General features: G+C 58.1%; 26 protein-coding genes. 18 read left to right on the forward strand and 8 right to left on the reverse strand.

Going from position 1 to position 26,063, the window contains the following annotated elements:
* Positions 1-36 precede the first annotated feature (36 nt).
* Positions 37-540, reverse strand: coding sequence for a xanthine phosphoribosyltransferase (gene gpt, locus QEV83_RS01950; protein ID WP_280130945.1), 504 nt, complete (start codon positions 538-540; stop codon positions 37-39).
* Between the two features lie 10 nt (positions 541-550).
* Complete coding sequence (locus tag QEV83_RS01955; protein WP_280129617.1) at positions 551-1,303, reverse strand: molybdopterin-binding protein; 753 nt, start codon at positions 1,301-1,303, stop codon at positions 551-553.
* A 152-nt stretch (positions 1,304-1,455) separates the two neighbouring features.
* Here QEV83_RS01955 and QEV83_RS01960 point away from each other — a divergent pair, with 152 nt between their 5' ends.
* The 7 genes from QEV83_RS01960 to fliQ are packed head-to-tail and all read left to right on the forward strand — an operon-like array spanning position 1,456 to position 6,761.
* Positions 1,456-2,670 carry a flagellar hook protein FlgE gene (locus tag QEV83_RS01960; RefSeq protein ID WP_280129618.1) on the forward strand — a complete coding sequence of 405 codons (1,215 nt, stop codon included), beginning with the start codon at positions 1,456-1,458 and terminating at the stop codon, positions 2,668-2,670.
* A gap of 33 nt (positions 2,671-2,703) precedes the next feature.
* Entirely contained in the window at positions 2,704-4,206 is a 1,503-nt protein-coding gene (gene flgK / locus QEV83_RS01965; RefSeq protein WP_280129619.1) for a flagellar hook-associated protein FlgK, read from the forward strand.
* Positions 4,203-5,246 carry a flagellar hook-associated family protein gene (locus tag QEV83_RS01970; RefSeq protein WP_280129620.1) on the forward strand — a complete coding sequence of 348 codons (1,044 nt, stop codon included), beginning with the start codon at positions 4,203-4,205 and terminating at the stop codon, positions 5,244-5,246. The genes flgK and QEV83_RS01970 overlap by 4 nt, the downstream gene beginning before the upstream one ends.
* Positions 5,247-5,259: 13 nt before the next feature.
* Positions 5,260-5,628 (forward strand): flagellar biosynthesis regulator FlaF, encoded by a 369-nt coding sequence (gene flaF / locus QEV83_RS01975; RefSeq protein ID WP_280129621.1) that lies wholly within the window; start codon positions 5,260-5,262, stop codon positions 5,626-5,628.
* Between the two features lie 9 nt (positions 5,629-5,637).
* Positions 5,638-6,048: a flagellar biosynthesis repressor FlbT gene (gene flbT, locus QEV83_RS01980; protein ID WP_280129622.1), complete on the forward strand. Its 411-nt coding sequence runs from the start codon at positions 5,638-5,640 to the stop codon at positions 6,046-6,048.
* A 36-nt stretch (positions 6,049-6,084) separates the two neighbouring features.
* A complete protein-coding gene (gene flgD, locus QEV83_RS01985) occupies positions 6,085-6,492 on the forward strand; it encodes a flagellar hook assembly protein FlgD (protein ID WP_280129623.1) in 408 nt (135 codons plus the stop codon).
* Complete coding sequence (fliQ, locus tag QEV83_RS01990) at positions 6,489-6,761, forward strand: flagellar biosynthesis protein FliQ (RefSeq protein ID WP_280129624.1); 273 nt, start codon at positions 6,489-6,491, stop codon at positions 6,759-6,761. The genes flgD and fliQ overlap by 4 nt, the downstream gene beginning before the upstream one ends.
* A 65-nt stretch (positions 6,762-6,826) precedes the next feature.
* On the opposite strand, the gene QEV83_RS01995 is transcribed toward fliQ, so the two are convergent.
* Positions 6,827-7,921 (reverse strand): PA0069 family radical SAM protein, encoded by a 1,095-nt coding sequence (locus QEV83_RS01995; RefSeq protein WP_280129625.1) that lies wholly within the window; start codon positions 7,919-7,921, stop codon positions 6,827-6,829.
* Positions 7,922-8,251: 330 nt separating this feature from the next.
* Between QEV83_RS01995 and QEV83_RS02000 the strand changes: the two genes are divergently transcribed.
* Positions 8,252-9,013: a carbonic anhydrase gene (locus tag QEV83_RS02000; protein WP_280129626.1), complete on the forward strand. Its 762-nt coding sequence runs from the start codon at positions 8,252-8,254 to the stop codon at positions 9,011-9,013.
* 18 nt (positions 9,014-9,031) lie between these two features.
* Here QEV83_RS02000 and QEV83_RS02005 read toward each other — a convergent pair whose 3' ends face one another.
* Both QEV83_RS02005 and QEV83_RS02010 read right to left on the reverse strand, forming a co-directional pair.
* Complete coding sequence (locus QEV83_RS02005) at positions 9,032-9,994, reverse strand: nitronate monooxygenase family protein (RefSeq protein ID WP_280129627.1); 963 nt, start codon at positions 9,992-9,994, stop codon at positions 9,032-9,034.
* 33 nt (positions 9,995-10,027) lie between these two features.
* Positions 10,028-10,624 (reverse strand): methylated-DNA--[protein]-cysteine S-methyltransferase, encoded by a 597-nt coding sequence (locus QEV83_RS02010; RefSeq protein ID WP_280129628.1) that lies wholly within the window; start codon positions 10,622-10,624, stop codon positions 10,028-10,030.
* A 325-nt stretch (positions 10,625-10,949) separates the two neighbouring features.
* Between QEV83_RS02010 and QEV83_RS02015 the strand changes: the two genes are divergently transcribed.
* The 3 genes from QEV83_RS02015 to epsC all read left to right on the forward strand — a co-directional run bounded on the left by QEV83_RS02015 (position 10,950) and on the right by epsC (position 15,164).
* Entirely contained in the window at positions 10,950-11,891 is a 942-nt protein-coding gene (locus tag QEV83_RS02015) for a family 2A encapsulin nanocompartment shell protein (RefSeq protein WP_280129629.1), read from the forward strand.
* A complete protein-coding gene (locus tag QEV83_RS02020) occupies positions 11,878-14,097 on the forward strand; it encodes a family 2A encapsulin nanocompartment cargo protein cysteine desulfurase (protein ID WP_280129630.1) in 2,220 nt (739 codons plus the stop codon). The genes QEV83_RS02015 and QEV83_RS02020 overlap by 14 nt, the downstream gene beginning before the upstream one ends.
* 113 nt (positions 14,098-14,210) lie before the next feature.
* Complete coding sequence (gene epsC, locus QEV83_RS02025) at positions 14,211-15,164, forward strand: serine O-acetyltransferase EpsC (protein ID WP_280129631.1); 954 nt, start codon at positions 14,211-14,213, stop codon at positions 15,162-15,164.
* Positions 15,165-15,346: 182 nt separating this feature from the next.
* Here the strand turns inward: epsC and greA are convergent, their stop codons facing one another.
* The 3 genes from greA to QEV83_RS02040 all read right to left on the reverse strand — a co-directional run bounded on the left by greA (position 15,347) and on the right by QEV83_RS02040 (position 20,007).
* A complete protein-coding gene (greA, locus tag QEV83_RS02030; RefSeq protein ID WP_280129632.1) occupies positions 15,347-15,820 on the reverse strand; it encodes a transcription elongation factor GreA in 474 nt (157 codons plus the stop codon).
* Between the two features lie 504 nt (positions 15,821-16,324).
* The gene (gene carB / locus QEV83_RS02035) at positions 16,325-19,648 is read right to left on the reverse strand and encodes a carbamoyl-phosphate synthase large subunit (protein WP_280129633.1); all 3,324 of its coding nucleotides are present in this window, start codon (positions 19,646-19,648) and stop codon (positions 16,325-16,327) included.
* Between the two features lie 125 nt (positions 19,649-19,773).
* Positions 19,774-20,007: a hypothetical protein gene (locus QEV83_RS02040; RefSeq protein ID WP_280129634.1), complete on the reverse strand. Its 234-nt coding sequence runs from the start codon at positions 20,005-20,007 to the stop codon at positions 19,774-19,776.
* Positions 20,008-20,249: 242 nt separating this feature from the next.
* Between QEV83_RS02040 and pssA the strand changes: the two genes are divergently transcribed.
* From pssA to QEV83_RS02075, 7 genes are all read left to right on the forward strand, one after another.
* Entirely contained in the window at positions 20,250-21,170 is a 921-nt protein-coding gene (pssA, locus tag QEV83_RS02045; protein WP_280129635.1) for a CDP-diacylglycerol--serine O-phosphatidyltransferase, read from the forward strand.
* 227 nt (positions 21,171-21,397) lie between these two features.
* Complete coding sequence (infA, locus tag QEV83_RS02050) at positions 21,398-21,616, forward strand: translation initiation factor IF-1 (protein WP_135048479.1); 219 nt, start codon at positions 21,398-21,400, stop codon at positions 21,614-21,616.
* Between the two features lie 27 nt (positions 21,617-21,643).
* Positions 21,644-22,282 carry a Maf-like protein gene (locus tag QEV83_RS02055; protein WP_280129636.1) on the forward strand — a complete coding sequence of 213 codons (639 nt, stop codon included), beginning with the start codon at positions 21,644-21,646 and terminating at the stop codon, positions 22,280-22,282.
* Between the two features lie 28 nt (positions 22,283-22,310).
* Positions 22,311-22,526 carry a DNA gyrase inhibitor YacG gene (gene yacG, locus QEV83_RS02060; protein ID WP_280129637.1) on the forward strand — a complete coding sequence of 72 codons (216 nt, stop codon included), beginning with the start codon at positions 22,311-22,313 and terminating at the stop codon, positions 22,524-22,526.
* 87 nt (positions 22,527-22,613) lie between these two features.
* A complete protein-coding gene (locus QEV83_RS02065) occupies positions 22,614-23,429 on the forward strand; it encodes a YdcF family protein (protein WP_280129638.1) in 816 nt (271 codons plus the stop codon).
* A 23-nt stretch (positions 23,430-23,452) separates the two neighbouring features.
* Positions 23,453-23,974: a DUF6790 family protein gene (locus tag QEV83_RS02070; protein WP_280129639.1), complete on the forward strand. Its 522-nt coding sequence runs from the start codon at positions 23,453-23,455 to the stop codon at positions 23,972-23,974.
* A 147-nt stretch (positions 23,975-24,121) separates the two neighbouring features.
* Complete coding sequence (locus tag QEV83_RS02075) at positions 24,122-25,741, forward strand: inorganic phosphate transporter (protein WP_280129640.1); 1,620 nt, start codon at positions 24,122-24,124, stop codon at positions 25,739-25,741.
* Positions 25,742-26,063 lie beyond the last annotated feature (322 nt).

Here is a 26,063-nt window from a genome sequence, read left to right on the forward strand (position 1 = left end):
CGGTAGCGCCGAAATCGCGGGGCCGGAACGTCACCCCTACCCAGGCGCGGCGATCGGGGCTTGAAAACTGAGGCCCAGATCCCACGGAAAATAGATCCAGGTGTCCTGCGAAACCTCGGTGATGAATGTGTCGACGAGAGGACGGCCAAGCGGCTTTGCATAGACGGTCGCGACATGTGCCTTCGGCAAGACCGCGCGGACCCGTTTGATCGTCGCGCCGGTATCGGCGAGATCGTCGATAACAAGCAGGCCTTCGCCGCCGCCGCGCAAAGTTTCGGGCTGAACGCTTTTCAGGACTTTCGTTTCGCCTTGCGTCTTTTCGCCAACATAGCTGACAACGCAAAATGTATCGATGATCCGCATATCAAGCTCGCGCGCGACAATCGCGCCCGGCACCAGGCCCCCTCGGGTGATTGCCACCATGCCGGAAAACGGGCCAGCCGCGGAGAGCCGCCAGGCGAGCGCCCGGGCGTCCCGGTGAAACTGATCCCAAGAGACGTGAAAGGCCTTTTCGTTAGGGGCGCTTGTGTGAATGGGCATATCCGGCATGTTAGGTTCTGGCCCGCGCCTTGACCAGTCCCAAAAGCAACGCTTTGATCGCCGCCACGGCAGCCGCGACGCGTTCCTTGTCCTTGCCACGAACCACGATCTCATTGTGGAAGCCGCCGTCGCGGAAGGCGGGATAGGAGCCAATCGACAGCTCCGGATTGACAGCAGCGAGAGTGCCGAGCGCTGCCGCATAGGCGCCTTCCGGCAGGCTGTCAGCTGAAATCGTCTCGACGATCATCGGTGTGCCTGTGGCAAGCTTAGGCGCGACATCGTCGAGCATGGCCTGCATGATCGCCGGGACTCCGGCAAGGACGATGACATTGGCAATCCAAAAACCGGGCGCGGTGGAAATCCGGTTTTTGACCAATTCGGCGCCATGCGGAATGCGGGTCATGCGGCGGCGCGCCGCGTTAAGATCCTCCGGCTTCATGCGCTCAAGCAGAAGCTTTATCGCGCGCGGATCTTCCGAAATTTCGACGCCAAGCGCCTCGGCCACGGCATCGGCGGTGATGTCGTCATGCGTCGGGCCGATGCCGCCGGTGGTGAACAGATAATCGTAACGCGTGCGGAGCGCATTGACTGCCGTGACAATCTCGGCCGTCACATCTGGAACGACGCGGGCTTCGCGCATATCGATGCCGATCTTGGTGAGGTAACCGGCAAGATAGGCAATGTTCTGATCCTGGGTGCGGCCGGAGAGGATCTCGTCGCCGATGACGAGGAGGGCCGCCGTGACGGCCGCAGCTTGCGTCATGAATGTTTTCCCGGTCTTAGCGCGCGATCACTAGTAGCGAGCATGTTCCAAATGCAGGCGCTTATCAACTTTTCACGCCAATGCTCACGGCGAAGCAAGCTTGATGCAAGCCCCGGTCGGTTAACTGCGTCTGCCAACGCGGAGAATCATCCATGGGCCTTTTTAGCGCAATGAATGCAAGCGTGTCCGGAATGAATGCGCAAGCCAATCTTCTTGCGACCGTTTCGGAAAATATTTCGAATTCGAACACGACAGGATACAAGCAAGCCTCGACGTTGTTCCGGGATATCGTCGATCAGGTCGGCGCCACGGGCGATTATAGCGCCGGCGGGGTCACCACCTTGGTCCGCTACAATGTTGCGGAGCAAGGCGGCCTCTCAAGCACGAGTTCGGCGACAGATCTTGCGATCCAGGGCAATGGGTTCTTCCTCGTCGATGATTCGAACGGGGCGACTTACCTCACCCGGGCCGGATCCTTCGTCGAGAACTCCTCCGGTAATCTGGTCAACGCGGCGGGCTATACTTTGATGGGTTACAACCTTGCCCCTGGCGCGGGCGGCGTGACGCTGAGTTCCGCCGGATTGACACCTGTCAATATCAACTCGACCGCGCTGATCGCGGCGCCATCGACGGCAGGCACGTTCACCGCCAATCTCAATTCCAACGCCGCGACGCTCACCGGCGCTCCCTCCTTCACAAATTTCACCAGCAAGTCTTCCGTCATTGCCTACGACAGTCTTGGCAATCCCGTAACCTTGGATACTGTTTTTTCGAAGACGGGAGCCAACACATGGCAAGTCGACGTCTACAACGATGCGGCACCGGGAACCCCGCTGACAACCCAAACACTCACGTTCGATCCGTCGAGCGGAGCCTTGGCGCCGCCCTCTCCAACCTCTCTTTCCATTGCTGTTCCCGGCGGGGTGACCGCCTCGCTCAATATTGCGAGCACGACGCAATTGGCATCCAGTTTTGCGGTGTCGCAGGCGACCATGGACGGCAATGCTCCGAGCCAAGTGAAAAGCGTCAGCATTTCCTCGGACGGCACGCTTTCCTATGTCTTCGCGAACGGCAGCCAGGTCGCTGCCTACAAGATCCCTCTAGGCAATGTCATTAGCCCGGACAGTCTCAGCAATATCTCGGGTGACGTCTTCCAGGTCAATTCGGATTCCGGGGATCTCGTGATCGGTGTCGCCGGGACCGGCGGCCTGGGACAGGTTCAATCATCGGAGCTTGAGAATTCGACCGTGGATTTGGCGACGCAGCTCACCGATATGATCGTCGCGCAGCGCGGTTATGAGGCGAATACGAAGGTCTTTCAAACGGGGTCGGATCTGCTGGCGCAACTCAACAATATGCTGAAATAATCTTACACACGGCCTGCCGCTAGGATCGAAGTCATGAGCCTTTCCAGCGCGTCAAATATCGCGAAATCTGGTCTAAATACGGTGTCGGCGGAATCGTCTGTTCTGTCGCGCAACATCACCGGCGCCAGCGATACGGCCACCTATTCGCGCAAGATCGCCAATGTGATCTCGACGCTCGATGGTTCGCGTGTTGCCTCCGTCACCCGGGCGTCGAATTTGGCGGTCTTTGGAAATTTGCTGGGAGCAACTTCCGCAAGTGCCACCCAGAATGCGATTTCGGACGGTCTCGATACGCTCAACCAAACAGTTGGGGACGTTTCGAGCAGCGGCTCCAGCACCACGTCGAATTCGACTTCCCCAGCCGCCTTGTTGAGCAACTTCACCAATGCGCTTCAGTCCTATGAAGCGTCGCCAAGCAGTTCGACCTTGGCAGCTGCCGCTGTGTCCGCCGCGGCCGCCGCCGCGCGGGGATTGAACAGCGCCGTGGCGACGGTGAATCAAGTCCGCGAACAGGCTGATTCGGGGATCGCCGCATCTGTTCAGACGATCAATTCGCTGCTCGGACAATTTCAGACAGTCAACGCGCAAATCGTCGGTGGGAGCGCCACCGGTGGCGACGTTACTGACCTGCAAGACTCGCGCGACAGCATTCTCACCAAGCTCGCCCAGCAAATAGGGATAACAACAACCACCGGCTCCAACGGTGATATGTCGATTTATACCGATAGCGGCGTCACCCTTTTTCAAGGCGGCGCGGCGAGAAGCGTAACATTTTCCCCGACCAATACCTATACGGCCGCGACGAGTGGCAACGCGGTTTTCGCCGATGGCATTCCGATTACCGGCAACTCGGCGGCGATGCCCGTGGCGACAGGCAAAATCGCCGGCCTTGCAAGTCTGCGCGACTCGCTCGCAGTGACCTATCAGGCGCAATTGGATGGCATCGCGGGAGCTCTGATCAACGCATTCTCGGAAACCGATCAGGCTGCCCCCGGTCCCGATCTACCGGGTCTTTTCACCACGCAAGGCGCCACATCACTTCCAACGAGCACCACAGGGCTTGCCGGCCAAATCACAGTGAACCCAAGCGTCGATCCAAGCCAAGGCGGCAACGCCCTGTTGCTGCGTGATGGCGGCATCTCGGATACCGCAAATTCCGACTACACCTACAATACAACAGGGGATGCCAGCTATACGGCGCGTCTCTCCCAATTGCTCGCCAAACTGTCGGCAACACAGACGTACAGCGCAAGTGGCGGCATCATCACCAGTGCAAACTTAAGCGATTACGCAGCGGCATCGGTCAGTTGGCTCGAAGCGCAGCGCTCGGATGTTTCGTCCCAAAGCAATTATCAAAGCACATTGCTCAGCACCGCGGCGACCGCCTTATCCAATGCGACAGGCGTCAATATCAACGATGAAATGTCCAAAATGCTCGATCTCGAAAACTCATATTCGGCGACGGCGAAATTACTTACAACGATCGACGGTATGTTCAGCATGCTTATGACAGATTTGGGGAACCTTCCGGCATGACATCCTACATTTCGACGCAGTCGATATCGTCTTCGATGCGCCAATCCATTTTGAAGATGCAGGCGGAACTTGCTGCCAGCCAAACCGAACTGTCCACGGGCACATACGCGGACATCGGTCAAACGCTCGGTGCGCGAACCGGCGATAGCCTCTCCCTTCAGGCGCAAAGTTCTCTTTTGCAAACGATTACAGACACAAACCAAACGGTGGCGACGCGCCTCGACACAACTCAGACTATTTTGGGAAGCTTGCAATCCAATGCGCAGGATCTTCTCAATTCCCTGATCGAAAGCAACGGCTCAAATTCGAATGCAGGCACGATCCAGGCATCGGGTGAGAGCAATCTTCAAAGTCTCATTTCCAGCCTCAATTCCACCCTCGGCGGCGATTATATTTTTTCCGGGACGAATACCAGCAACCAGGCCATCACCGATTATTACGGACCGGCGGCGCCGAACAAGGCGGCCGTTGACAGCGCTTTCACCGCGGCGTTCGGCATACCGCAGACAAATGCCGGAGTGTCGGCAATCAGCGCCAGCAGCATGCAAACGTTCTTGGACACGGCATTCGCGCCTTTGTTCCAGGGCGCCAACTGGGCCGCCGGATGGTCGTCCGCATCAAGCCAAACATTGACCAACCGGATTGCCGAGAGCCAAACGGTCGACACGTCGGTGAGCGCCAACCACCCGGCATTTCAGCAGCTTGCGCAAGCCTATACGATGATTGCCGATCTCGGCACGCAAAATCTCAGTTCGCCAGCCTATCAAACCGTGACCACCGTGGCCCGCAATCTTTTGACTTCGGCGATTTCCTCTCTGACCGATCTTCAAGCCGGCGTCGGTTTGGTTCAGTCGGATATCAACGACGCTACCAACCAAATGTCGCTGCAAATGAACATATTATCGACACAGATTGGCAATCTCGAAAGCGTAAACCCCTATGAAATCACCACACGTGTCACGGACTTACAGACGCAAATCGAAACATCCTACTCATTAACTGCGCAACTTCAGCAGCTCAGCCTCGTTAAATATCTATAAATCCCGGAGACTCATGGCAACGGCGGCAGGCGCGATGTATCAACTTTCCTATGCCGAGCATCTCGCCGATGATCCCAAGGTTTGCCGCGATCGCGAGCGTCATGCCCTGGAGCATGCAGCTGGTCTTCTGCGGAAGGCCGAGGCAGCAGGCACGCTATCGGCTGAAGCGAACGAGGCGCTCAGCTACGTCAGCAAACTATGGAATGTTTTCATTCAGGATCTTGTCGATCCAGAAAATGACCTGCCGGATGTTTTGCGTGCCGATTTGGTGATGGTCGGGCTTTGGATCGTCAAGGAAGCCGCTTTAATACGTTCATCGCAATCACAAAATTATCGTGGCATAGCAGATGTCTGTCTGATGATCCGCGATGGGCTGAAGTGAGACTTGGAAATGCATATTTCGCTTCGGGCCGGAGAAAAGATTTATATCAATGGCGCGGTATTGCGCGCCGACAGAAAGGTTTCGATTGAACTTCTCAATGATGCAACTTTTCTTCTCGAGGCGCATGTCATGAAGGTTGAAGATGCCTCGACACCGTTGCGTCAGCTCTATTTCATTATTCAAATCATGTTGATTAATCCGAACGACTCGCGGACCGCACGCGAAATGTTCTTCAAATCCATTCAGATGACGATCAATGCGTCGGATAACGCGGCGCTGGTCGGAGGACTGCGTGCCGTCAAGACTTTGTTTGACGGCAACCGGGCCTTCGAGGCCTTAAAAGCAGTCCGCGCGCTGTTTCCGGTCGAAGCGGAAATCTTGGCCGGCCGGGACTCCTCCACGCCAACCCAAGCAGCTTGATCAACTCGTAAACCGGCAACGTGCAAAAGGTACAGCATGACAATCAGCATCGCATCCGCATCAAAAGTCTTGTCCGGCGCCGCTTCGCCGGCTCCAACGGCGGCAACTCCTGCGCCGACGGTGAACTACAATCAGTTTTTGCAGCTTCTCGTGGCCGAGCTGCAACATCAAGATCCGACGAGTCCGACCGATCCAACGCAATATATGAGCCAGCTAGCATCATTTTCGACAGTCGAGCAGCAGGTTCAAACAAACTCGACACTCGACGCGTTGTTATCGGCGCAGGCCAGCACCATGATTGGCAAGTCGGTGACGTCCGCCGATGGAACGACAAGCGGTATCGTGGTTTCAGTGGAGCTGTCCACGGGCGGCGGAGCCGTCGCCACATTGAAGGATGGAAGCAAAGTGACCCTGGGACCGGGCGTTGTCGTTGCCGCAGCATGAATGAAGCCGATGCCTTGGAGCTGCTGCGCGCGGCAATCTGGACAATCATCATGGGGTCTGGTCCCGCAGTGGCGGCCGCCATGTGCGTCGGGCTGATCATCGCGTTGCTCCAGGCTTTGACGCAGGTGCAAGAGGCGACCCTTACCTTTGTCCCCAAGATTATCGCCATTTTTATCGCGCTTGCGGTTGGCGCTCCCTTCATCGGCGGCCAAATCCAAACGTTTACCGAACAAGTTTATTCGCGAATTGAGAAAGGCTACGAAAAATAAGCGGGAAGCGGCGCTGCCGTCCCGCCATGGCGCAAACGCATGATAATTTTGCCATCTCCGGCGGTTCAAAACAATTTCAATTGTTCGCCTTGGCGCATGGGAGGCACGAAAAGATCCTTGCGCAACGGGGTGCCGGTCGCGGCGAAGCCTAGGCGGGTCACAGCCGCTTCAAACCGCCGTCCGATCATCCATGCATAGGGACCGGCTCCCGTCATCCGGCTGCCGAAGCGGGCATCGTAAAGCTTGCCCTCTCGCGCTCCGCGCATCAGGGAGAGGACGCGTTTGAATTTGTCCGGATAATGCGCGCCGAGCCATTCGATGAATAGATCGCGGACTTCGAGCGGCAGCCGCAGAAGCACGTAACCGGCTTCCCGTGCACCGGCGGCATGGGCGCGGTTGAGGATGGCCTCTATTTCAATATCATTGAGTCCTGGAATAATCGGCGCCGCCAGGACGGCCGTTGGAATCTTGGCATCCGCCAGATGCTGGATTGCGCCAAGCCGCCGCCCGGGACTGCTCGCGCGGGGCTCCATTCTCCTGGCGAGAATGGAATCGAGCGTTGTCACCGACAACGCCACTTTGACGAGGCCTTTTTCAGCCATCGGCGCAAGAAGATCGAGATCGCGCAAGACAAGCGCCGATTTGGTGACGATCGCCACCGGATGATTGGCACGTGCCAGAACTTCAAGCACCTGGCGCATCACCCGTTCCTTGCGTTCGATCGGCTGATAGGGGTCGGTGTTGGTTCCAATCGCGATCGTCTTCACCACGTAGTCTGGCGCCGACAATTCACGCTCGAGGAGGCTTGCCGCGTTTGTCTTGGAAAACAGCCTTGTTTCGAAATCGAGTCCCGCCGAAAGGCCGAGATAGGCATGGGTCGGCCGCGCGAAACAATAGACGCAGCCATGCTCGCAGCCCCGATAGGGATTGATCGATTGGTCAAAGGAAATATCCGGCGACTCATTGCGGGTGATGATCGTTTTGGCGCGTTCACGGGTGACCAGGGTCCGCAAGGGAGGCAAATCCTCAAGCGGGTCCCAGTCATCGCCGTCGTAACAGCGTGTTGTCTTCTCGAACCGTCCCGATGCATTCGACAAGGCCCCGCGGATGCCTTTGCCTCGCGTGACTGGGACAGCTGCCGATGGAGCAGGAGCCGCCATAGGTGTCTCAATTGCCCGCATGGGAAGCGGCCCTCACATCGTTGACATTTTCTTGCCACATGTTTGCTGTCTTTCCGCCGGATTAGTGACATTACAAAAAAATTCATGTTCCCTGAATATTCTATGATTAAAACATGAACAAATAAAGAACATTTCTTCGAGAGTCAAATGTTCTTGTGGATAATGCTGGATAACTCTTGCTGAGCCCAAGGAATAGGAGAACGCGAGGACTGAGATTCGCTCATAGATGTCATAGGACAAAGTCTCCAGCGCGGTCTAAGCAGGCAATATGGCGTTAACGGGTGAGTGTTTTGCTTGGGGGGATTTTGCATGGATCGCCGCGGCGTTTTGAAAGCACTGGCCGGATTCGCTCTCTGCCCAGTCTGCGCAAATCTTGGGTTTGCCGAAGAGGCAGCGCATTGGAGCTATGAGGGAGCGCAGGGTCCTGGCCATTGGGGCGATCTCGATCCGGCCGACCGTGTCTGCGCAAATGGCGGCCAGCAATCGCCCATCGTCATCGATAGTTCAATTAAGGCACAGCTTGCGCCGCTCAAATTCGCTTGGGCACGTCAGGCCGAAACGATCATCAACAATGGCCACACGATCCAGCTCAATTTCAATGATGGGGGCACGCTGACCAAGGGCTCCGGAAAATACACATTGGTGCAATTCCATTTTCATCACCCGAGCGAGCATCACATCGACGGCAAGGGTTTTCCGATGGAGGTGCATTTCGTCCATCGCAATGACGCCGGTTCGCTTGGCGTGGTCGGAGTAATGCTGGAGCCTGGCAAGGCAAATCCTGTATTTGCCAAGATCGTGGCCTCCATGCCGGCGGCGGAAGGCCCGGCGGTCGTGGCCGCTCCGGGCATTGACCCGAAGGGTTTGCTGCCCCCGAGCCGCGGATATTATTTTTATTCCGGATCGCTCACGACGCCACCCTGCAGCGAAATTGTCGACTGGATGGTACTGCCGCGTCCCATAAAGGTGGCCAAGACAGATATCGACGCTTTCGCCAAGCTTTATCCGGCAAATGCCCGGCCCGTCCAAAAGCTCGAGCGGCGGCTGGTCCTGCGCTCGCCCAAAGCCTAAGCCGCGATACGAAAACGCTTACGCGCATAAATCGGCTTTGGCCCGGTGATATTCGGCCCGCATGCGCGCGATAATATCGGCGGCAGGCAGAACATCGGCGATCGCACCGACACTTTGCCCGGCGCCCCAAACATCCCGCCACGCCTTGACCGCCTCGCTGGCCTTGGCCGCCTCGAAATTCAACGCAGTTTTGTCGCGGGACGGCAAATGGTCCGGATCAAGTCCGGCATTCAACACGCTTTGCCGGAGATAATTGCCGGGAACTCCCGTGAAATAGGCGGAATACAGAATATCCGCGGCATCGCTCGCGGTGATCATTTGCTTATAACGCGCGTCCGCATTTGCTTCTTCGCTGGCGATAAAACGGGTCCCGACATAAGCGAAATCGGCGCCCATGGCGCGCGCGGCAAGGACACCTCGGCCGGTCGCGATCGCTCCGGCAAGCGCGATGGGACCTTGCCAAAATTTGCGCACTTCCTCGATGAGGGCAAACGGCGACAACGTTCCGGCATGCCCCCCGGCCCCGGCACAGACAAGGATCAGACCATCGACGCCAGCCTCGACGGCTTTTTTCGCGTGGCGCACGCTGATGACATCATGAAAGACCATGCCTCCCCAGGCATGGACGCGGGGAACGATCTGCGCTGGTGCCGAAAGGCTGGTGATGATGATCGGGACTTTATAGGTTTCGCAAAGATCGAGATCGGCCGCCAGCCTGTCGTTGGAGTGGTGAATGATTTGATTGACCGCGAAGGGCGCAATCTCCGCGCCGGGGTTCGTCTGTTCAAATTTCGCAAGGCCGGACGTGATGTCCGCGAGCCAATCGCCGAGTGCCGCTTTTGGGCGCGCGTTGAGGGCCGGAAAAGCGCCGATGACGCCGCTGGTGCATTGGGCGATCACCAGGCGCGGGTTGGAGATGATGAAAAGTGGCGCCCCGATCACCGGCAGCGATAGGGGATGCAGCTGTGCCGGCCAGGTCATATCGCCCACCTCCCCATTTCAGATCTGGAGCCGTTATAGGTCGGCAGAGGCACGGCTGTCGAAAAGGGAGGGCGCACGGTTTTCTCGCTGGCTTTTTTCCAGGCTTTTCGCGAGGCCCATTTTGTAGCCTTCGATGGCGAGAAGGCGCAGCTTCGTCGCCGCACCGCCACTTGCCGAGAAACCGCCGGTCTTGCCGCCCGCCGCGAGCACCCGATGGCACGGCACAATGATCGCGAAGGGATTGCGCGCCAAGGCCTGTCCCACGGCGCGAGCCGCACCGGGGACGCCTGACCGCCTCGCGAGTTCGCCATAGGTCACCGCTGCGCCGAACGGAATGGCGCGCGCCGCCTCATAGACGCGGCGATGGAACGGCGGCAGGCCCTCCATGTCGAGCGGGATGGAGGACAGATCGCTTGGCGTGCCGCGCAAAAGTGCCGCAACAGTATCCAGAGCGCGGGCAATTTGGCGTGGAGGCACCGCCTCCCGAGCAGCGGAATATCGCTGCAGCACGCGCGCACGGGTCTTCGCGTTGTTGTCTTCGGGAAGCTGTAAGCAGACGACACAACGCCCGCTCCAGGCGATCGCGCAACGGCCGATCGCCGTGTCGAAGAGAGTGAAAGAGAGCGTCATGATGGCCGCGACGGTAGCATGTTCCGGGCAAATTCAAAGGCCAAAGCCGCCTCGGTGAATCGCCTCGCGCAGTATTACAAGCCACGCCAACGGCCCGCAGAGTCGCTGGGCGCGCCTTTCGGCAATAAAACAATACAGACAAAGTCTATAATAATAGTATCGTTATGTAATCAAAGTCCGATCTGATAGATTAATTTGATAGATATCATGTAATTATGAGCAAAATTGTCACAACAACCAAAAAAGAAAAACATTCTCCGGGAGCGATGCTACAGGCCGCCTTGTCAAGCTTTCTCGAGGTTTTTCGAGATGTGGAGGTGACTCAATGGCAGATGACACAGAAATAAGAAGGACTTTAAGCGAGCCGGCCGCCCGCCAGCTTGCCAATGCCACAAAAACACGGGCGCAAATGCTGGCGATCACCCCGCGCTGGCTGGTGTCGTTCCTTCCCTGGGTGCCGGTCGAGGCCGGTATCTACCGGCTGAACAAGGTCAAGGAGCGCGAGGGCCTCGGCGAGGTCGAATGCAGCCCGACGTGGGAGCGGGACACCGATCTGCCGGAAACCTTCGTCGATTATGAGACGGCCCCGCGCGAATATTTCCTCAACGCGGTCACCACCGTTCTCGATGTTCAGACCCGCGTCTCCGATCTCTACAACCAGCCTTACGATCAAATCCAAGAGCAGCTTCGCCTGCTGATCGAAAAGGTCAAGGAGCGCCAGGAATCCGAGCTTCTTTATAATGCGGATTACGGTCTTCTCTCCAATGCCGCGCCGTTCATGAAAATTCCGACGCGCCGAGGGCCGCCTACGCCTGACGATTTCGACGAATTGATCGCCAAGGTGTGGAAAGAGCCAGCGTTTTTCCTTGCCCATCCACGCGCCATCGCCGCCTTCGGCCGCGAATGCACGCGGCGTGGTGTTCCGCCGCCAACCATCAATTTGTTCGGCACGCCGTTCTTGACCTGGCGCGGAATCCCGCTCGTCCCAAGCGACAAGCTCAAGATCACGGATGGCACTAATGGGTCCGGCACAACGACCATTCTGCTCCTGCGCACGGGCGAAAAGAAGCAAGGCGTTGTTGGGCTTTTCCAGCCAGGCGTGCCAGGCGAAGTAACCCCGAGCCTCTCGGTCCGCTTCATGGGCATCAACCGCAAGGCAATCGCGTCCTATTTGATCTCGCTCTACTGCTCATCGGCGATCTTGACCGAGGATGCGCTTGGCGTGTTGGAGAATGTGGAGGTTGGCCACTATCATGAGTATGCCTGACCCACGCCACTCGGCGGCCAGCGTGCCTTTGACCACCCCGCCCGCCCCGCAATGGGGCGGAGAGGCACCCTCCGTGATCGACCCCGGTTTGATCGCGAAGCTGGGGAATGCTTTCCTCAATGCCTCGCCTGGGCAGACGGTGGACCCTCAGGCCTTGGCAAACTTTGCCATCACGCAAGAGCGTCCCCCCGCCCCGCCCACATCCGTGCCGGGAGCTATCGGCGCGGCGGCGGCGGCGCCAGGGACAAGTGTGCCCGGCGCGCTCGCGACCGCCCCCTTCGCGGCGGGACAGCCAGGTTATCCAACCCAATTCGGCGGCGCGCCGCCGACGGTTATCGATACCACAGGGCGCCATATTCCAGCCGCTGGTCTTGCCACCGGCGCAACGGTCCCGGCCGGTGCCGCGGGGGCGCCGCTTCTCGCTGCTGGGCTGTCCGGCCCATCGCCGGAAAAAGGCCAAGAGACGGTTCAGGGATTTCCAGGCGAGGCGGAATTGCGCGCTCTGCCGCACGGTCTCGGCCAAGCGACATCCCTGGTGCCCACCACCCTCCCCTCGGGATTTTCTCCGGCTGGTTTTTCGCACAGTTCAATCCCGGCACAGGGTCCCGAAGCCCTCTATTTCCTCAATGAAACAGGAACGGCGGCCGCCCAGCCTTCGGTACCCGCCGCCGCACCACCCGCTTTTGAACAGAGCCCGGTGTTCCGGCCCAATTACCCGCCCGAGGCAGACCTCCGGCCGCAAGCGCCCGGCAGTGTCTCGGCGTTTCCATTAACACCTTCGCCTGCGGGATTTTCACATGGAGCGGAGCCCGCAACCCCGGCGATCCCCGGCGAGACACTCTATTTCCTCAATGAAGGGCAAGCCGCGAGCGCGCCGGTCATGGCACCCGAGGCGCCTGTTTCAACGCCTGGATCAACCGCCGTCGCGCCGACCCTAGAGCCCGCGCTGGCGCCCGATCTCATCTCCGGCACGCGCGCCTTTGATGCTTATGCGATCAAACGGGATTTTCCGATCCTGCAGCAGCAGGTCCATGGCAAGCCGCTGATTTGGCTTGACAATGCAGCAACGACACAAAAACCGCAGGCGGTCATCGACCGGCTCGCGTTGTTCTATGAAACCGAAAATTCGAACATTCACCGCGCCGCCCACGCGCTCGCCGCCCGCTCGACCGACGCCTATGAGGCGGCGCGCGAAAAAGTCCGGCGATTCCTTGGCGCGGGCTCGGCCAATGAGATCGTGTTCACCCGCGGCGCGACGGAGGCGATCAATCTCGTCGCGCAAGCCTGGGGCCGCCGCAATGTCCACCGGGGTGACGAGATCGTTATCACTTGGCTCGAACATCACGCCAATATCGTGCCGTGGCAGATGCTGTGCACTGATGTGGGCGCTGTCCTGCGGGTGGCTCCTGTGGATGACAGCGGCCAGGTGATTTTGGAAGAATATACGAAACTTCTTTCGCCGAAAACGCGGCTGGTCTCGCTGCCTCAAGTGTCAAACGCGCTCGGCACCGTGACCCCGGCGCAGGAAATGGTGGCGATCGCGCACCGGCATGGCGCCTGCGTGCTCGTCGATGGCGCACAAGCCGTGTCGCATATGCCCGTCAATGTCCAAGCGCTCGATTGCGATTTCTATGTCTTTTCCGGCCATAAGGTGTTCGGCCCGACCGGCATCGGCGTGCTTTACGGCAAGCCCGACGTGCTCGCGGCGATGCCGCCTTGGCAGGGCGGCGGCAATATGATCGCCGACGTCACCTTCGAAAAGACCGTCTATCAGGCGCCGCCACTCCGTTTCGAGGCGGGTACCGGCAATATCGCCGATGCGGTCGGGCTTGGCGCTGCGATCGACTACCTCGACCGGATCGGCATGGCCAATATCGCAAGCTATGAGCATGGGCTGCTCGACTATGCAACACAGGGGCTTCTGGGCGTGCCGGGCCTCACCATCATCGGAACGGCGAAGGAAAAAGCCGGTGTGATCTCCTTCGTGCTTGATGGCTGCCGTAGCGAGGATGTCGGCGCCGCGCTCGACCGGGAAGGCATCGCGGTACGCGCCGGTCATCATTGCGCGCAGCCAATCCTGCGACGGTTCGGACTGGAGACGACCGTGCGCCCCTCGCTCGCCCTCTACAATACCAATGAGGATATCGATGCCCTTGTTGCCGCGTTGTATAAGATTCAAACTCAAAAGAGCTATCGCGGGCATTAAAGAGCAGAAATTCCTGGGAGATAATCCTTTTCCAACCTAGAGCAAAAAGGGAAAAACATTCTCGCGATTTGATGCTAAACGCTTCGGCCTGCAACCCCTCCTGATGGGCCGACATGGATTATCGACTGAAAGACAACGACGGCGGACGCGTGCAGCGGGGCTGGGATCTGCAGCAGATCGTCGGGCAGTTGCGAAATTTAAGAAGCGGTTGGCGGCAGAGTACGAAGCCCGATGGCGTCAACTACGAATTGCCATCGCAGGACGCACTCTCCGATATTCTGGAGGGAGTGTCGGCAGCGCTTTTTCCAAGGCATTTTGGCCCGGCCGGGCTCACCGAGGAAGCGGTCGATTCTTTCATCGCGCGCACACTCGACGAAGCGCTGCATTCGCTCCGCGAGCAGGTCCGCCGTGAGCTTCGGCTCGTACCTTATCTGCCCGGCAAAGACGCGGCACAATTGGACGCGAAGGCCCACGAAATAACCCGCGCCTTCGCCGCGAAACTGCCAAAAGTGCGGGGACTTCTTGAGACCGATATTCTTGCCGCCTACCGGGGTGACCCGGCGGCCCGCAACATCGATGAAGTGCTCTTCTGCTACCCTGGAATTGTTGCGATCGCGCGCCACCGGCTCGCCCATGAGCTCTATCTTTTGGGTGCGCCTTTGCTTGCCCGCATTATTTCGGAGATCGCCCACTCCGCCACCGGCATCGACATTCATCCGGGCGCCAGGATCGGCGACAGTTTTTTCATCGATCATGGAACCGGCGTTGTCATTGGCGAGACGGCCGTGATCGGGAAACATGTGCGGCTGTATCAGGGCGTAACGCTGGGTGCCAAGCGCTTCGCGGTGGATGAAAACGGCGCCTTGCTCAAGGGCGGCGACCGGCATCCCATTATCGAGGACGATGTTGTGATCTATGCGGGCGCGACGATTCTCGGCCGGATCACGATCAGCCGAGGGTCGTCGATCGGCGGCAATGTCTGGCTCACGCGCAGCGTGCCGCCCGGAAGCAACATCACGCAGGCGCAGGCGCGCAATGACATCTTCGTTGATGGCGGCGGGATCTGACACCCCGCCCGCCGAGACGCCGCTTCAGCACGCACCGCATTCAAAAAGGGTCTTCGCGTGCCGCAAGCCTGCATCAGGTCAACTGCTTCCGTTGAACTTGCGGGACTCCGGAAGCCTGTCAGCTTTAGCTCACCACGGCACCACCAGCGGCTATGCCGCGCAAGGAGGCAAGCCGACTATGCTTACTGAAAAGCGACATTGACGATTTCATAGCTTTTGCCGCCGCCTGGCGTATTGACCTCGACCGAATCGCCGGTTTTCTTGCCGATCAAGGCGCGCGCGGTGGGGGAGGTGATCGACACGCGCCCGGCCTTCACATCGGCCTCGCTTTCACCGACGATCTGGTAAATCTTTTTTTCGTCTGTGTCCTCGTCGACGAGTGTCACGGTTGCGCCAAATTTGATCGTGCTGCCAGAGAGTTTCGTGACATCGATAACTTCCGCGCGCGACAATTTATCTTCGAGTTCGGCAATGCGTCCCTCGTTGAGGGACTGAGCTTCCTTGGCGGAATGATACTCGGCATTTTCGGACAAGTCGCCATGAGTTCGCGCTTCCGCAATCGCCTGGATGATGCGAGGACGCTCGATTTGCTGGCGCCGCTTCAATTCCTCTTCGAGGGCGGAATATCCGCCCGGCGTCATGGGAAACTTATCCATGCTCATTCTCTTTCGCGTCTATAAACCGATTGCACTCTTTTGCGGCCAAGGTGCCGCCTTATGGCATTCTTGCCGGTCAAGACCATGACCGGTTCAACATGAATCGGTCATTGTCTCTTTGCATTTCATTTGTCGCATGATCCGAATCAAAAAGTCTGCAACTTTTTGAGATCGTGCCTTACCTTCGCTGAGTTCGAAAAAAACGCTATCGTCGAGCCGCCCGAACCACAACCTCATCATGGTTTGGCTGAGGCCCGCTACGGACTCGTCCACAGTAGCCATTCCTGGAAGCCTACTCTTTAACAGACACTTTTGCGGGAGCTGCAGCAAGTGCCTCACCAGCCACCTGTAAGCTTTAACTTTACTGTGCCGCGGCCATCCAGCCACGCTACAGATGGGAATGGAACGAAATTTGGCCAATCCAGTCTAAAAAAGCTTGTCACATGATCGTATCCAAATGTTTTCGCGCGGCTAATCCAGAAGTCCCTGCGTGTCTGGGAAATGCTAGACGAAATAGTCCTGAAGGGCACGAACTTCCAGATCCCCAGCGAGGTAGGCCTTAATACCTTGCGACGCGGCGATCGCTCCAGCAAGAGTTGTGTAGTAAGGCACTTTATGCAAGAGGGCGGCGCGGCGCAATGATCGCGAATCGGCGAGCGCTTGGGCGCCTTCGGTGGTATTGAGCACAAGCTGTATTTCGCCATTCTTGATCAAATCCACGACGTGCGGCCTCCCTTCGGAAACCTTATTGACCCGCAGCGCCCTGACACCCTCGCTCTCGAGGTAACGGGCAGTGCCGCCGGTCGCGGTGATTTTGAATCCCAGCGTTGCCAACAGTCTTGCGGTTTCGAGGACCCGTGGTTTGTCGGTATCCCGCACGGACACAAAGACGGTTCCGGTCCTGGGCACTTTCGTGCCGCCGCCAAGCTGGCTCTTGGCGAACGCCACGGGAAACGAGCGGTCAAGCCCCATGACCTCTCCGGTCGAGCGCATTTCCGGTCCGAGCACCGTGTCGACCCCAGGAAACCTTGCGAATGGAAACACCGATTCCTTGACGCCGATATGATCGAGATTGGGCGGCCGCAATCGGAACGCGGCAAGCTTTTCCCCAGCCATGATCCTTGCTGCGATTTTGGCGATCGGCACCCCAATCACCTTGGCAACGAAAGGCACCGTCCGCGCCGCCCGCGGGTTGACTTCGAGCACATAGATTTTGCCGTTCTTCAGCGCATATTGCACATTCATCAAGCCGCCGACACCAAGCGCCAGGGCGAGTTTCCGGGTCTGATCTTCGAGGGCTGCGATTTTTTCTTTCGTTAGCGAACGCGGCGGCAGCGAGCAGGCGCTGTCGCCCGAATGAATTCCTGCCTCCTCGATATGTTCCATGATGCCGCAGATGAAGACATCCTTTCCATCCGAAAGCGCGTCAACGTCGATCTCGATGGCGTCTGACAGATATCTGTCGAACAAAAGCGGGTTTTTGCCCAGCACGGTATTGATCTGCCCGGTCTTGTCGTTGGGATAGCGCGCCTTGATTTCGGAGGGAACCAAGCCTGGAAGGGTGCCAAGCAAATAATCGTCGAATGCCGCCCTGTCGAAAATGATCGCCATCGCCCGTCCGCCAAGCACGTAAGAGGGGCGCACGACGAGGGGGAGGCCCAGATCGGCAGCGATAAGGCGCGATTGCTCGACCGAATAGGCGATTCCATTCATCGGCTGTTTCAAGCCGATTTTGTCGAGAAGACGTTTGAAGCGGTCGCGGTCCTCGGCAAGATCAATGGAATCGACCGATGTCCCAAGGATGGGAATGCCGGCCTGTTCAAGCGCATGCGCGAGTTTGAGTGGCGTCTGGCCGCCAAATTGCACGATCGCGCCGATGAGATCCCCCGCCTCCTCTTCCGTGGCAAGGATTTCCAACACATCTTCGGCGGTCAGGGGTTCGAAATAAAGCCGGTCGGAGGTGTCGTAATCGGTCGATACCGTTTCCGGATTGCAGTTGACCATGATCGTTTCGAACCCGGCCTCGCGCAGCGCGAAGCTCGCATGACAACAGCAATAATCGAACTCGATGCCCTGCCCGATCCGGTTGGGCCCGCCGCCGAGAATGACGATTTTTTTCCGCGCGGATGGACGCGATTCGCAGACGGACGCTGGCCCGAAAGGCGGCGCATAGGTCGAATACATATAGGCGGTGGGCGAGGCAAATTCGGCGGCGCAGGTATCGATCCGCTTGAACACTGGACGCACCCCAAGCTTCTTCCGCAAGGCCAGCACAGCCGTTTCGAGCACACCCGCGAGGCTGGCAAGACGCGCATCCGAAAAACCCGCTGCCTTCAGCATGCGCAGATTGGCCGCGTCGCCCGGCAGACCATGCGCACGAACCTTACCCTCGAGTTCAAGAATTTCCGCGATGCGTGCGATGAACCAAGGATCGATGCCGCACGCTTCGTAAATTTCGGCAGGCGGCATGCCATGCCGCAGCGCTTGTGCGACAACCAGAAGTCGATCTGGGGTCGGCACGCCGAGGGCGGCGCGCAAGATGTTCATGTCGTCGCCAAGGCCGAGGCCTTCAATTTCGATCTCATCAAGACCATCAAGGCCGGTATCGAGCGAACGCAAAGCTTTCTGTAGGCTTTCAGCAAAAGTCCGGCCGATGGCCATGGTTTCGCCGACGGATTTCATCGCAGTCGTCAGGATCTGCTCGGCGCCGGGAAATTTTTCGAAGGCAAAGCGCGGAATTTTCGTGACCACATAATCGATCGACGGCTCAAAAGACGCGGGTGTCGCGCCGCCGGTGATGTCATTGGCGATTTCGTCCAAGGTGAAGCCGACGGCAAGCCGCGCCGCTACTTTTGCGATCGGAAATCCGGTTGCCTTTGAGGCAAGCGCGGAGGAGCGAGAAACGCGCGGGTTCATTTCGATGACGATCATGCGGCCATCCTTCGGATTGACCGCGAATTGCACATTCGAGCCGCCGGTCTCGACGCCGATCTCGCGCAACACCGCGAGCGATGCATCGCGCATAATCTGATATTCTTTATCAGTGAGTGTCAGGGCCGGAGCGACGGTAATCGAATCGCCTGTATGGACGCCCATCGGATCGATGTTTTCGATCGAGCACACGATGATGCAATTGTCCGCCTTGTCGCGGACAACCTCCATTTCATATTCCTTCCAACCGAGAACGCTTTCCTCAACCAAGACCTCGCTCGTTGGCGAGGCGTCAATTCCGCGTTCGATGATATCGATGAACTCTGCTTTGTTGTAAGCGATGCCACCGCCGGTTCCTCCCATGGTGAAGGACGGCCGGATGATCGCTGGCAAGCCAATATCGTCAAGGATGGCAAGCGCCTGGGACAAGGTTTTGATCTGATGCGAACGCGGCGTTGAAAGCCCGATGCGCGTCATGGCTTCACGGAAAAGCTTGCGATCCTCAGCCATGTCGATCGCGCTCGCGCTCGCGCCGATCATCTCGACATCGAATTTTTCGAGCACGCCCATTTTTTTTAAAGAGAGCGCGCAGTTAAGGCCGGTCTGGCCACCCATCGTCGGCAGCAGCGCAAATCCGCCGGGAACCGCATAGCGCTCCTTGGCGATGATCTTGGCGACAATTTCCGGCGTGATCGGCTCGATATAGGTGCGATCCGCCATATCGGGGTCGGTCATGATGGTCGCCGGATTGGAATTGACAAGGACGATCCGGTAGCCCTCCTCCCGCAGCGCCTTGCAGGCCTGGGTGCCGGAATAATCGAATTCGCACGCTTGGCCGATCACGATCGGTCCCGCGCCAATGATGAGGATCGTGGAGATATCAGTCCGCTTGGGCATTTGGTCTCGTCAAACACAAAAAAGGTCGCGTCAAACACCCGCGGCGCCTTCTTTTAGCAGAAGCCCGAAGCGTTGTCGTACTCACCCCAATATCTATGGCAACATCAAATCCGTGCGGTGATTCGTTATTTTCGCCGGATTTTCACGTCAATATCAGGCTGGACTTCCAACAAAAGGCGCACATCGAGCAGAGCGCCGCTCAAAGTGTCGAAGACATTCGCATCATCGGTCACGCCCGTGAAGGTCACCTGCACAACGCCATCAATGGTGGTGACCCCGCTTAACTTACCGCACCCCTCCAGCATCCGCTTCTCGATCGCGCTTGCAAGAGCCCGTCCAACCACGTCACCGTCCGCCACACGCGCCTCCTCTGTATTACAGCATTTTTTGTATACCGGCGCTCCGGCCGCGCCAGCCCAAGCCTTCGCTCGTCACGCGCATGCTTTAGCCCGGACAGTGTTAAGATTATGGCCCGCCGCCGCGCCGGATGACATGGATAATTGGAGTGCTTACCAGATGATCTGGGTATTGGTAAATCACAGGCGCTTTTTACCCGCAATCAAATCTTGTGGCGGGAACCACGTCTCTTTATGTTGAAAAAATGAGCATGTATCCAAAAGACGAAGCACCAGATCCGCGTCAAGACCACGGCGTCCGGGAAGTCAACCCCCAAGCTTACGGCGGGAAAGTGCGGCCGCTGCGCGACGATTCCGGCGGATTTGAAGATTTCCGCCAGCCGCCGCGCCGCCGGGGACTGCGCGCGGTGCCGCTGCGCATCATCGTGCCCAATCTCGTCACCTTGCTCGCGCTATGCATGGGTCTCACGGCGATCCGTTTCGCGATCGAAGGCCAATTCGAGATCGCCGTTGTCGCGGTCATCGCCGCCGCCATACTGGATGGATTGGACGGACGGATCGCCCGCGTGCTGCGGGGCACTTCGAGGTTTGGCGCCGAACTCGATTCTCTCGCGGACTTCGTGGATTTCGGTGTCGCGCCGGCGCTCATCCTTTATTTTTGGGGCCTGCACGAGATGAAGAGTTTCGGCTGGTTCGCGGCGCTTGTTTTCGCGATCGCGGCGGCGCTGCGCCTCGCCCGCTTCAATGTCATGATCGACGATCCGAACCGGCCCGCCTGGCAAGCGCATTTTTTTACCGGCATGCCCGCGCCCGCCGGCGCCATCGTCGCGCTTTTGCCATTGTACCTCAACCTCTCGATTCTCGCGGTTCCCAATGTACACGCCGTGGTGCCACTCGAAATCGCCTATGTGTTGGTCGTGGCGCTTTTGATGGCGAGCCGTATCCCGCATTTTTCCGGCAAAAAAATCGGCCGCGTTCCGCGCGAATATGTCATCGTTGTGCTTTTCGGCGTCGTCGCCTGCATGCTGCTGCTGGCGATCTTTCCGATGGAAATGCTGATCGGTTTGACCTTTGTCTATCTTGCGACCATTCCGTTTGCGATCCGCCGCTTCAATGCCTATGTGGCGGAGGACGCCGCGAGGCGGGCGGGGGCTCCCAGAACCTAGCCGCCACCCCCCGCTCAAGAGCGATAATAACATTAGTCTTTTGAAGTACTTACTCTTAATTGCCTGGAACACCCCCTGGGCCTGCGTTCTCTTGATAGGCCTCGGGACTCACCCGGCTGGAAAGCCTCCCGCGCCAGTTCACAAAACTGCGTTTCTCCATTAGGGTCCGCGCCGAATACCCGGCCAGGCCGCAGCGGAGCGATGGCAGTCTAAATTTAAGGAATAAAATGTCGAAGGAAGAATTGCTTGAATTCCCTGGGACTGTCGTCGAATTGCTCCCAAACGCGACTTTTCGCGTCAAACTCGAGAACGATCACGAGATCATCGCGCACACCGCGGGAAAGATGCGCAAAAACCGTATCCGCGTTCTCACCGGCGACAAGGTTCTTGTGGAAATGACCCCTTATGACCTCACCAAGGGCCGCATTACGTACCGGTTCAAATGATCGCGAGTTTGGCAATGGAGAGTCGCCATGACCAGCGGCGATAAGGCTTGGCGGCCACGCCTCGTTCTGGCTTCGGCGTCGCCCCGAAGACTCGAACTGCTGCAGCAAATCGGCATCGAACCGGATGCCTTGCTTCCCGTCGATCTCGACGAGACCCCGCGCAAAAATGAGCTGCCCCGGACTCTTGCCGCGCGGCTCGCCCAAGAAAAAACGAAAGCCGCCGCGGCGATTGCCGAACGCCGGGCGGAACTTACAGGAGCTTATGTCATCGGGGCCGATACGGTCGTCAGCGTCGGACGCCGTATCCTGCCGAAGTGCGAGATCGTGGCGGAGGCGGCACAATCGTTGCGTCTTTTGTCGGGGCGGGCACACCGGGTCCACACCGCTGTCTATCTCATCACGCCCAAAGGCCGCGGGCGCCATAAACTCGTTGAGACGAGGGTGCGATTCAAGCGTTTGTCGGCAGCCGAAATCGAAGCCTATCTCGGATCGGGCGAGTGGCGCGGCAAGGCTGGCGGCTATGCGATCCAGGGCCTTGCGGGTGCCTTCGTTCAAAAACTCGTTGGATCTTATTCGGCGGTCGTCGGTTTGCCGCTTTATGAAACCATGTCCCTGCTTTCCGGGGAAGGCTTTCCCGCCTATGTTGCTTGGCTGAATAAAGTGTGACCTCCTCACCTCCGCAGTGGCCAGAACCATGACAGGAAACCCCTCCAAGAACCTTATGTCAGAACAGGCTGCGGCGCCGTGTCCCATCTGCGGAAAACCCTCGGAGTTCGTGACCCGCCCATTTTGCTCGAAGCGCTGCGCCGATATCGATCTTCATCGCTGGCTCGGCGGCGTTTACGCAATTCCAGCAGCCGCGGAACCGGAGGAGGAAACCGGGAGCGAGGACGCGGCGGAGACCTCATAGTCCTCATTTTCCGCATGGCATCCTTCTGAACCGCCTCACGAAATAGCGCGCAAGCGGGTTTCTTCGATATGCCTCCGGGATACTCTCATGTTTTTTGCTGCCTCGAAAATCTTCTGGCTCATCGCCGAGCCAGTTTCACTGGTGATGTTCGTAGGCGTTTTAGGCATCGTCTTTTTGTACACACGTTTCGCGCGGGCGGGTCGAGCGCTCATGGCCAGTGCGATTATCGCGCTTGCCATTGGCATGCTGACACCGATCGGTGCAATGATATTACGGCCCTTGGAGGACCGGTTTCCGACACCGGCCGCCGATATGCCGGCGCCGGATGGGATCATCGTGCTCGGTGGCGCAGTGGACACGCCAAAATCCGAAGCGCGCAGGCAGGTCTGGCTTAACGCCGATGCGGCCCGGATGACAAGCGGCGTTGAATTGGCGCGCCGTTATCCCAATGCCAGGCTCATCTACACCGGCGGTTCCGCCGGTTTTCCCGAAGGGGGACCGGCGGAAGCGATCAGCGCCCGCGAGCTTTGGCTTTCCCTCGGGGTGCCCGCCGAGCGCATGATGTTCGAGGCAAAGTCCCGCAATACTTTCGAAAATGCCGTGTTCACGCGCGAGCTCGTCAAGCCGAAGCCAGGCGAGACCTGGCTGCTTGTAACCTCGGCATGGCATATGCCGCGTTCAGTCGGCATCTTCCGCCGCGCGGGCTTTCCGGTCGTGCCATATCCGGTCGCCTATCGGACCTTTGGCGATGAACGGGACTTTCAGATGACAGCTCCCGCGCTCGACAAATTGTCGATGCTTGAATGTGGCGTGCGGGAATGGATTGGACTTTTGGCTTATCGATTGTCCGGCAAGACGGATGCACTGTTTCCGGCTCCAAGGCCGGACATTGCTCGCGACTGATGGCAACGCCAGAAGAGTTTCAGATGGCAGACATTCTCCGCGTGATGTTAACCTTTATCTTATCGAACTATTCGCTGAGTTTCTTCATCCTCGGGCTGATTTTCTCATTGGCGGCCATCATCCGCTCGCGGCGGCTGATTGATTGTAGCCTGATCGTCGAAAAGCTTATTTCGTGGTACATATTTTTTAGCATCGGCCTCGGCAATTACTACAACTTCGTCATCCACGCATTCTTCGGCGAGATGGCGGCGAAGTTTATCGGCTGGGCCGACAGCCCGTTCCAATTTGAAGTCGGCGCGGCGAGCCTCGGCTTTGCCGTCGTCGGCCTCTTGGCCGCTTTCGGAAGTTTCGACCTTCGTCTTGCGGCGATCCTCGGGCCCGGAATTTTCTTGCTCGGAGCCGCCGCCGGTCATGTGTACCAAATGGTCACCGCCCATAATTTCGCACCCGGTAATGCGGGTGTGATTTTTTGGACCGACATTTTTATCCCGCTCTTCGGTTTCCTGCTGCTGTATCTTCACCGCCAAAACAGCAAATCCAGATAGATATACATGTGTCGAATAGCGTTGCTGAATGCGCCGGGGCACGTATCTTTCCTGCTGCATCGCACAATTAAGGGTCTTGCGGTGGCGTTAGTCACATGCCCGTCATACGCCACCATTAACCGTCGCGGACACCCCAGGAGGCATCCGATGACGGCCCTTTCCTCGAGAGATATCGCATCCACACAGGTCGGCAGTCCGCAGCCAAAGCTCGATCACCCGATGGGGATCAAGACGATCCTGATCTTCCTCGCTATCATGGCCCTTGGGCTCTTCTTCGCAGCCTGGAATATTTATAGGGACATCGCGGCGGCGGGAACCACGGTCACGAGCATCTTGCCATTTCTTCTGCTTGGCGTCGCTTTGCTGATTGCACTTGGGTTTGAATTCGTCAACGGCTTTCATGATACGGCCAATGCCGTCGCGACGGTGATCTATACGCACTCGCTCGCGCCTCCCGTCGCCGTGGTCTGGTCTGGGTTCTTCAATTTCCTCGGGGTTCTGTTGTCCTCCGGCGCGGTTGCCTTCGGCATTGTTTCGCTGTTGCCCGTCGAGTTGATCTTGCAAGTCGGCTCCGAAGCTGGATTTGCGATGGTCTTCGCAATGCTCATCGCAGCCATCATCTGGAATCTCGGCACATGGTGGCTCGGCCTGCCAGCATCCAGCTCGCATACATTGATCGGCTCCATCATTGGCGTCGGTGTTGCCAACGCGCTGATGCGCGGGCGCGACGGCACGTCCGGCGTCGACTGGGGCAAGGCGACGGAGATCGGCTATGCGCTGTTGCTCTCGCCGGTCGTGGGCTTCGTTTGTGCCGCGATCCTTCTTCTCCTCATGAAATTAATCATCCGCAAGCCCGAGCTCTATCGTGAGCCGAAGGGCACCGGAGTACCGCCCTTGTGGATTCGAGGGCTTCTCATTTTCACCTCGGCTGGCGTCTCCTTCGCGCATGGCTCGAACGATGGGCAAAAGGGCATGGGCCTCATCATGCTCATCCTGATCGGCACGGTGCCAACGGCCTATGCTCTGAACCGGACACTGCCAGCGGCTTACGTGCCAAGTTTCGTTAAGGACTCGCAAGCGGCCTCCAAGGTCGTCGAGGCTAAGGCGGCAGGCTACAGCGTTCTCAGCGATCCGCGCCCGGCTGTTACCAATTATCTGACGGCTCACCATCTCGATGAAGGCACTTATCCTTCGCTGGCGGTGCTCATCCGCAGTATCGCGAATGATGTCCAAACCTATGGCACGCTCGGAAAAATCCCGGCGGCGCAAGTGGGCAATACCCGTAACGATATGTATCTTGCCTCCGAGGCGATCCGGTTCTTGCAAAAGGACAAGGCCGCAGAGCTTTCGAAACAGGATATTGCAACGCTCGCCGCTTACAAAAAGAGTCTCGACAATGCGACCAAATTCATTCCCGACTGGGTGAAGGTGTCGGTCGCGCTGGCGCTCGGGCTTGGCACCATGATTGGATGGAAACGGATTGTCGTTACGGTTGGCGAAAAAATCGGCAAAGAACATATGACCTATGGCCAGGGAGCGGCAGCCGAACTCGTGGCGATGGGAACAATCGCTGCAGCGGACAGTTTCGGCTTACCTGTTTCGACGACGCATGTGCTGTCGTCCGGTGTCGCCGGCACCATGGCCGCCAACGGCTCTGGCGTGCAGATGTCGACCGTGCGCAGCCTGCTGCTCGCCTGGGTGCTGACGCTACCCTGTGCGATCGGCCTTTCGGCGTTCCTCTTCTTTGTGTTCCGTCATCTGTTCTGATCAAGCCGTAGCGCAGGTCTTCTTGTCTCTTCCGCCAATTGAAGTCTTGGCGGAAGAGATTTTTGCGTGGGGGGACACTAGTCTCGATAGAGCTCCCCAATCCTCCCTTCCGATTTCTGGACGAGCGGTGGGTTCCATTTGCATCACGCTTTGGCGCGTAAGGCGAATCGTTAAGCTAAAGAACATTTGACGCAGAAAGCATCGAAGAACAGCCAAGAACCGTAATCACTGGCTACTTTCCCATAGAAATCATCACAAACACCGAACACCAAAGCTAAGGTAAAGGTTTGGTTAGCGTAACCTCGAAACGAAGCCCTGCAGA

The sequence above is a fragment of the Methylocapsa sp. D3K7 genome (assembly GCF_029855125.1).
Classification (GTDB): Bacteria; Pseudomonadota; Alphaproteobacteria; order Rhizobiales; family Beijerinckiaceae; genus Methylocapsa.

Excerpts from the sequence above, each read along its gene's own strand:
- QEV83_RS02010 (WP_280129628.1), bottom strand. The coding sequence starts at position 10,624 with ATGACGCTCTCTTTCACTCTCTTCGACACGGCGATCGGCCGTTGCGCG.
- flaF (WP_280129621.1), top strand. The coding sequence starts at position 5,260 with ATGGCAACGGCGGCAGGCGCGATGTATCAACTTTCCTATGCCGAGCAT.
- QEV83_RS02015 (WP_280129629.1), top strand. The coding sequence starts at position 10,950 with ATGGCAGATGACACAGAAATAAGAAGGACTTTAAGCGAGCCGGCCGCC.
- greA (WP_280129632.1), bottom strand. The coding sequence starts at position 15,820 with ATGGATAAGTTTCCCATGACGCCGGGCGGATATTCCGCCCTCGAAGAG.
- QEV83_RS01970 (WP_280129620.1), top strand. The coding sequence starts at position 4,203 with ATGACATCCTACATTTCGACGCAGTCGATATCGTCTTCGATGCGCCAA.
- fliQ (WP_280129624.1), top strand. The coding sequence starts at position 6,489 with ATGAATGAAGCCGATGCCTTGGAGCTGCTGCGCGCGGCAATCTGGACA.
- QEV83_RS01995 (WP_280129625.1), bottom strand. The coding sequence starts at position 7,921 with ATGGCGGCTCCTGCTCCATCGGCAGCTGTCCCAGTCACGCGAGGCAAA.
- flgK (WP_280129619.1), top strand. The coding sequence starts at position 2,704 with ATGAGCCTTTCCAGCGCGTCAAATATCGCGAAATCTGGTCTAAATACG.
- yacG (WP_280129637.1), top strand. The coding sequence starts at position 22,311 with ATGACAGGAAACCCCTCCAAGAACCTTATGTCAGAACAGGCTGCGGCG.
- QEV83_RS01960 (WP_280129618.1), top strand. The coding sequence starts at position 1,456 with ATGGGCCTTTTTAGCGCAATGAATGCAAGCGTGTCCGGAATGAATGCG.
- QEV83_RS02070 (WP_280129639.1), top strand. The coding sequence starts at position 23,453 with ATGGCAGACATTCTCCGCGTGATGTTAACCTTTATCTTATCGAACTAT.
- QEV83_RS02020 (WP_280129630.1), top strand. The coding sequence starts at position 11,878 with ATGAGTATGCCTGACCCACGCCACTCGGCGGCCAGCGTGCCTTTGACC.
- epsC (WP_280129631.1), top strand. The coding sequence starts at position 14,211 with ATGGATTATCGACTGAAAGACAACGACGGCGGACGCGTGCAGCGGGGC.
- flbT (WP_280129622.1), top strand. The coding sequence starts at position 5,638 with ATGCATATTTCGCTTCGGGCCGGAGAAAAGATTTATATCAATGGCGCG.
- QEV83_RS01955 (WP_280129617.1), bottom strand. The coding sequence starts at position 1,303 with ATGACGCAAGCTGCGGCCGTCACGGCGGCCCTCCTCGTCATCGGCGAC.
- QEV83_RS02005 (WP_280129627.1), bottom strand. The coding sequence starts at position 9,994 with ATGACCTGGCCGGCACAGCTGCATCCCCTATCGCTGCCGGTGATCGGG.
- gpt (WP_280130945.1), bottom strand. The coding sequence starts at position 540 with ATGCCCATTCACACAAGCGCCCCTAACGAAAAGGCCTTTCACGTCTCT.
- QEV83_RS02065 (WP_280129638.1), top strand. The coding sequence starts at position 22,614 with ATGTTTTTTGCTGCCTCGAAAATCTTCTGGCTCATCGCCGAGCCAGTT.
- infA (WP_135048479.1), top strand. The coding sequence starts at position 21,398 with ATGTCGAAGGAAGAATTGCTTGAATTCCCTGGGACTGTCGTCGAATTG.
- QEV83_RS02055 (WP_280129636.1), top strand. The coding sequence starts at position 21,644 with ATGACCAGCGGCGATAAGGCTTGGCGGCCACGCCTCGTTCTGGCTTCG.
- QEV83_RS02075 (WP_280129640.1), top strand. The coding sequence starts at position 24,122 with ATGACGGCCCTTTCCTCGAGAGATATCGCATCCACACAGGTCGGCAGT.
- QEV83_RS02000 (WP_280129626.1), top strand. The coding sequence starts at position 8,252 with ATGGATCGCCGCGGCGTTTTGAAAGCACTGGCCGGATTCGCTCTCTGC.
- carB (WP_280129633.1), bottom strand. The coding sequence starts at position 19,648 with ATGCCCAAGCGGACTGATATCTCCACGATCCTCATCATTGGCGCGGGA.
- flgD (WP_280129623.1), top strand. The coding sequence starts at position 6,085 with ATGACAATCAGCATCGCATCCGCATCAAAAGTCTTGTCCGGCGCCGCT.
- pssA (WP_280129635.1), top strand. The coding sequence starts at position 20,250 with ATGAGCATGTATCCAAAAGACGAAGCACCAGATCCGCGTCAAGACCAC.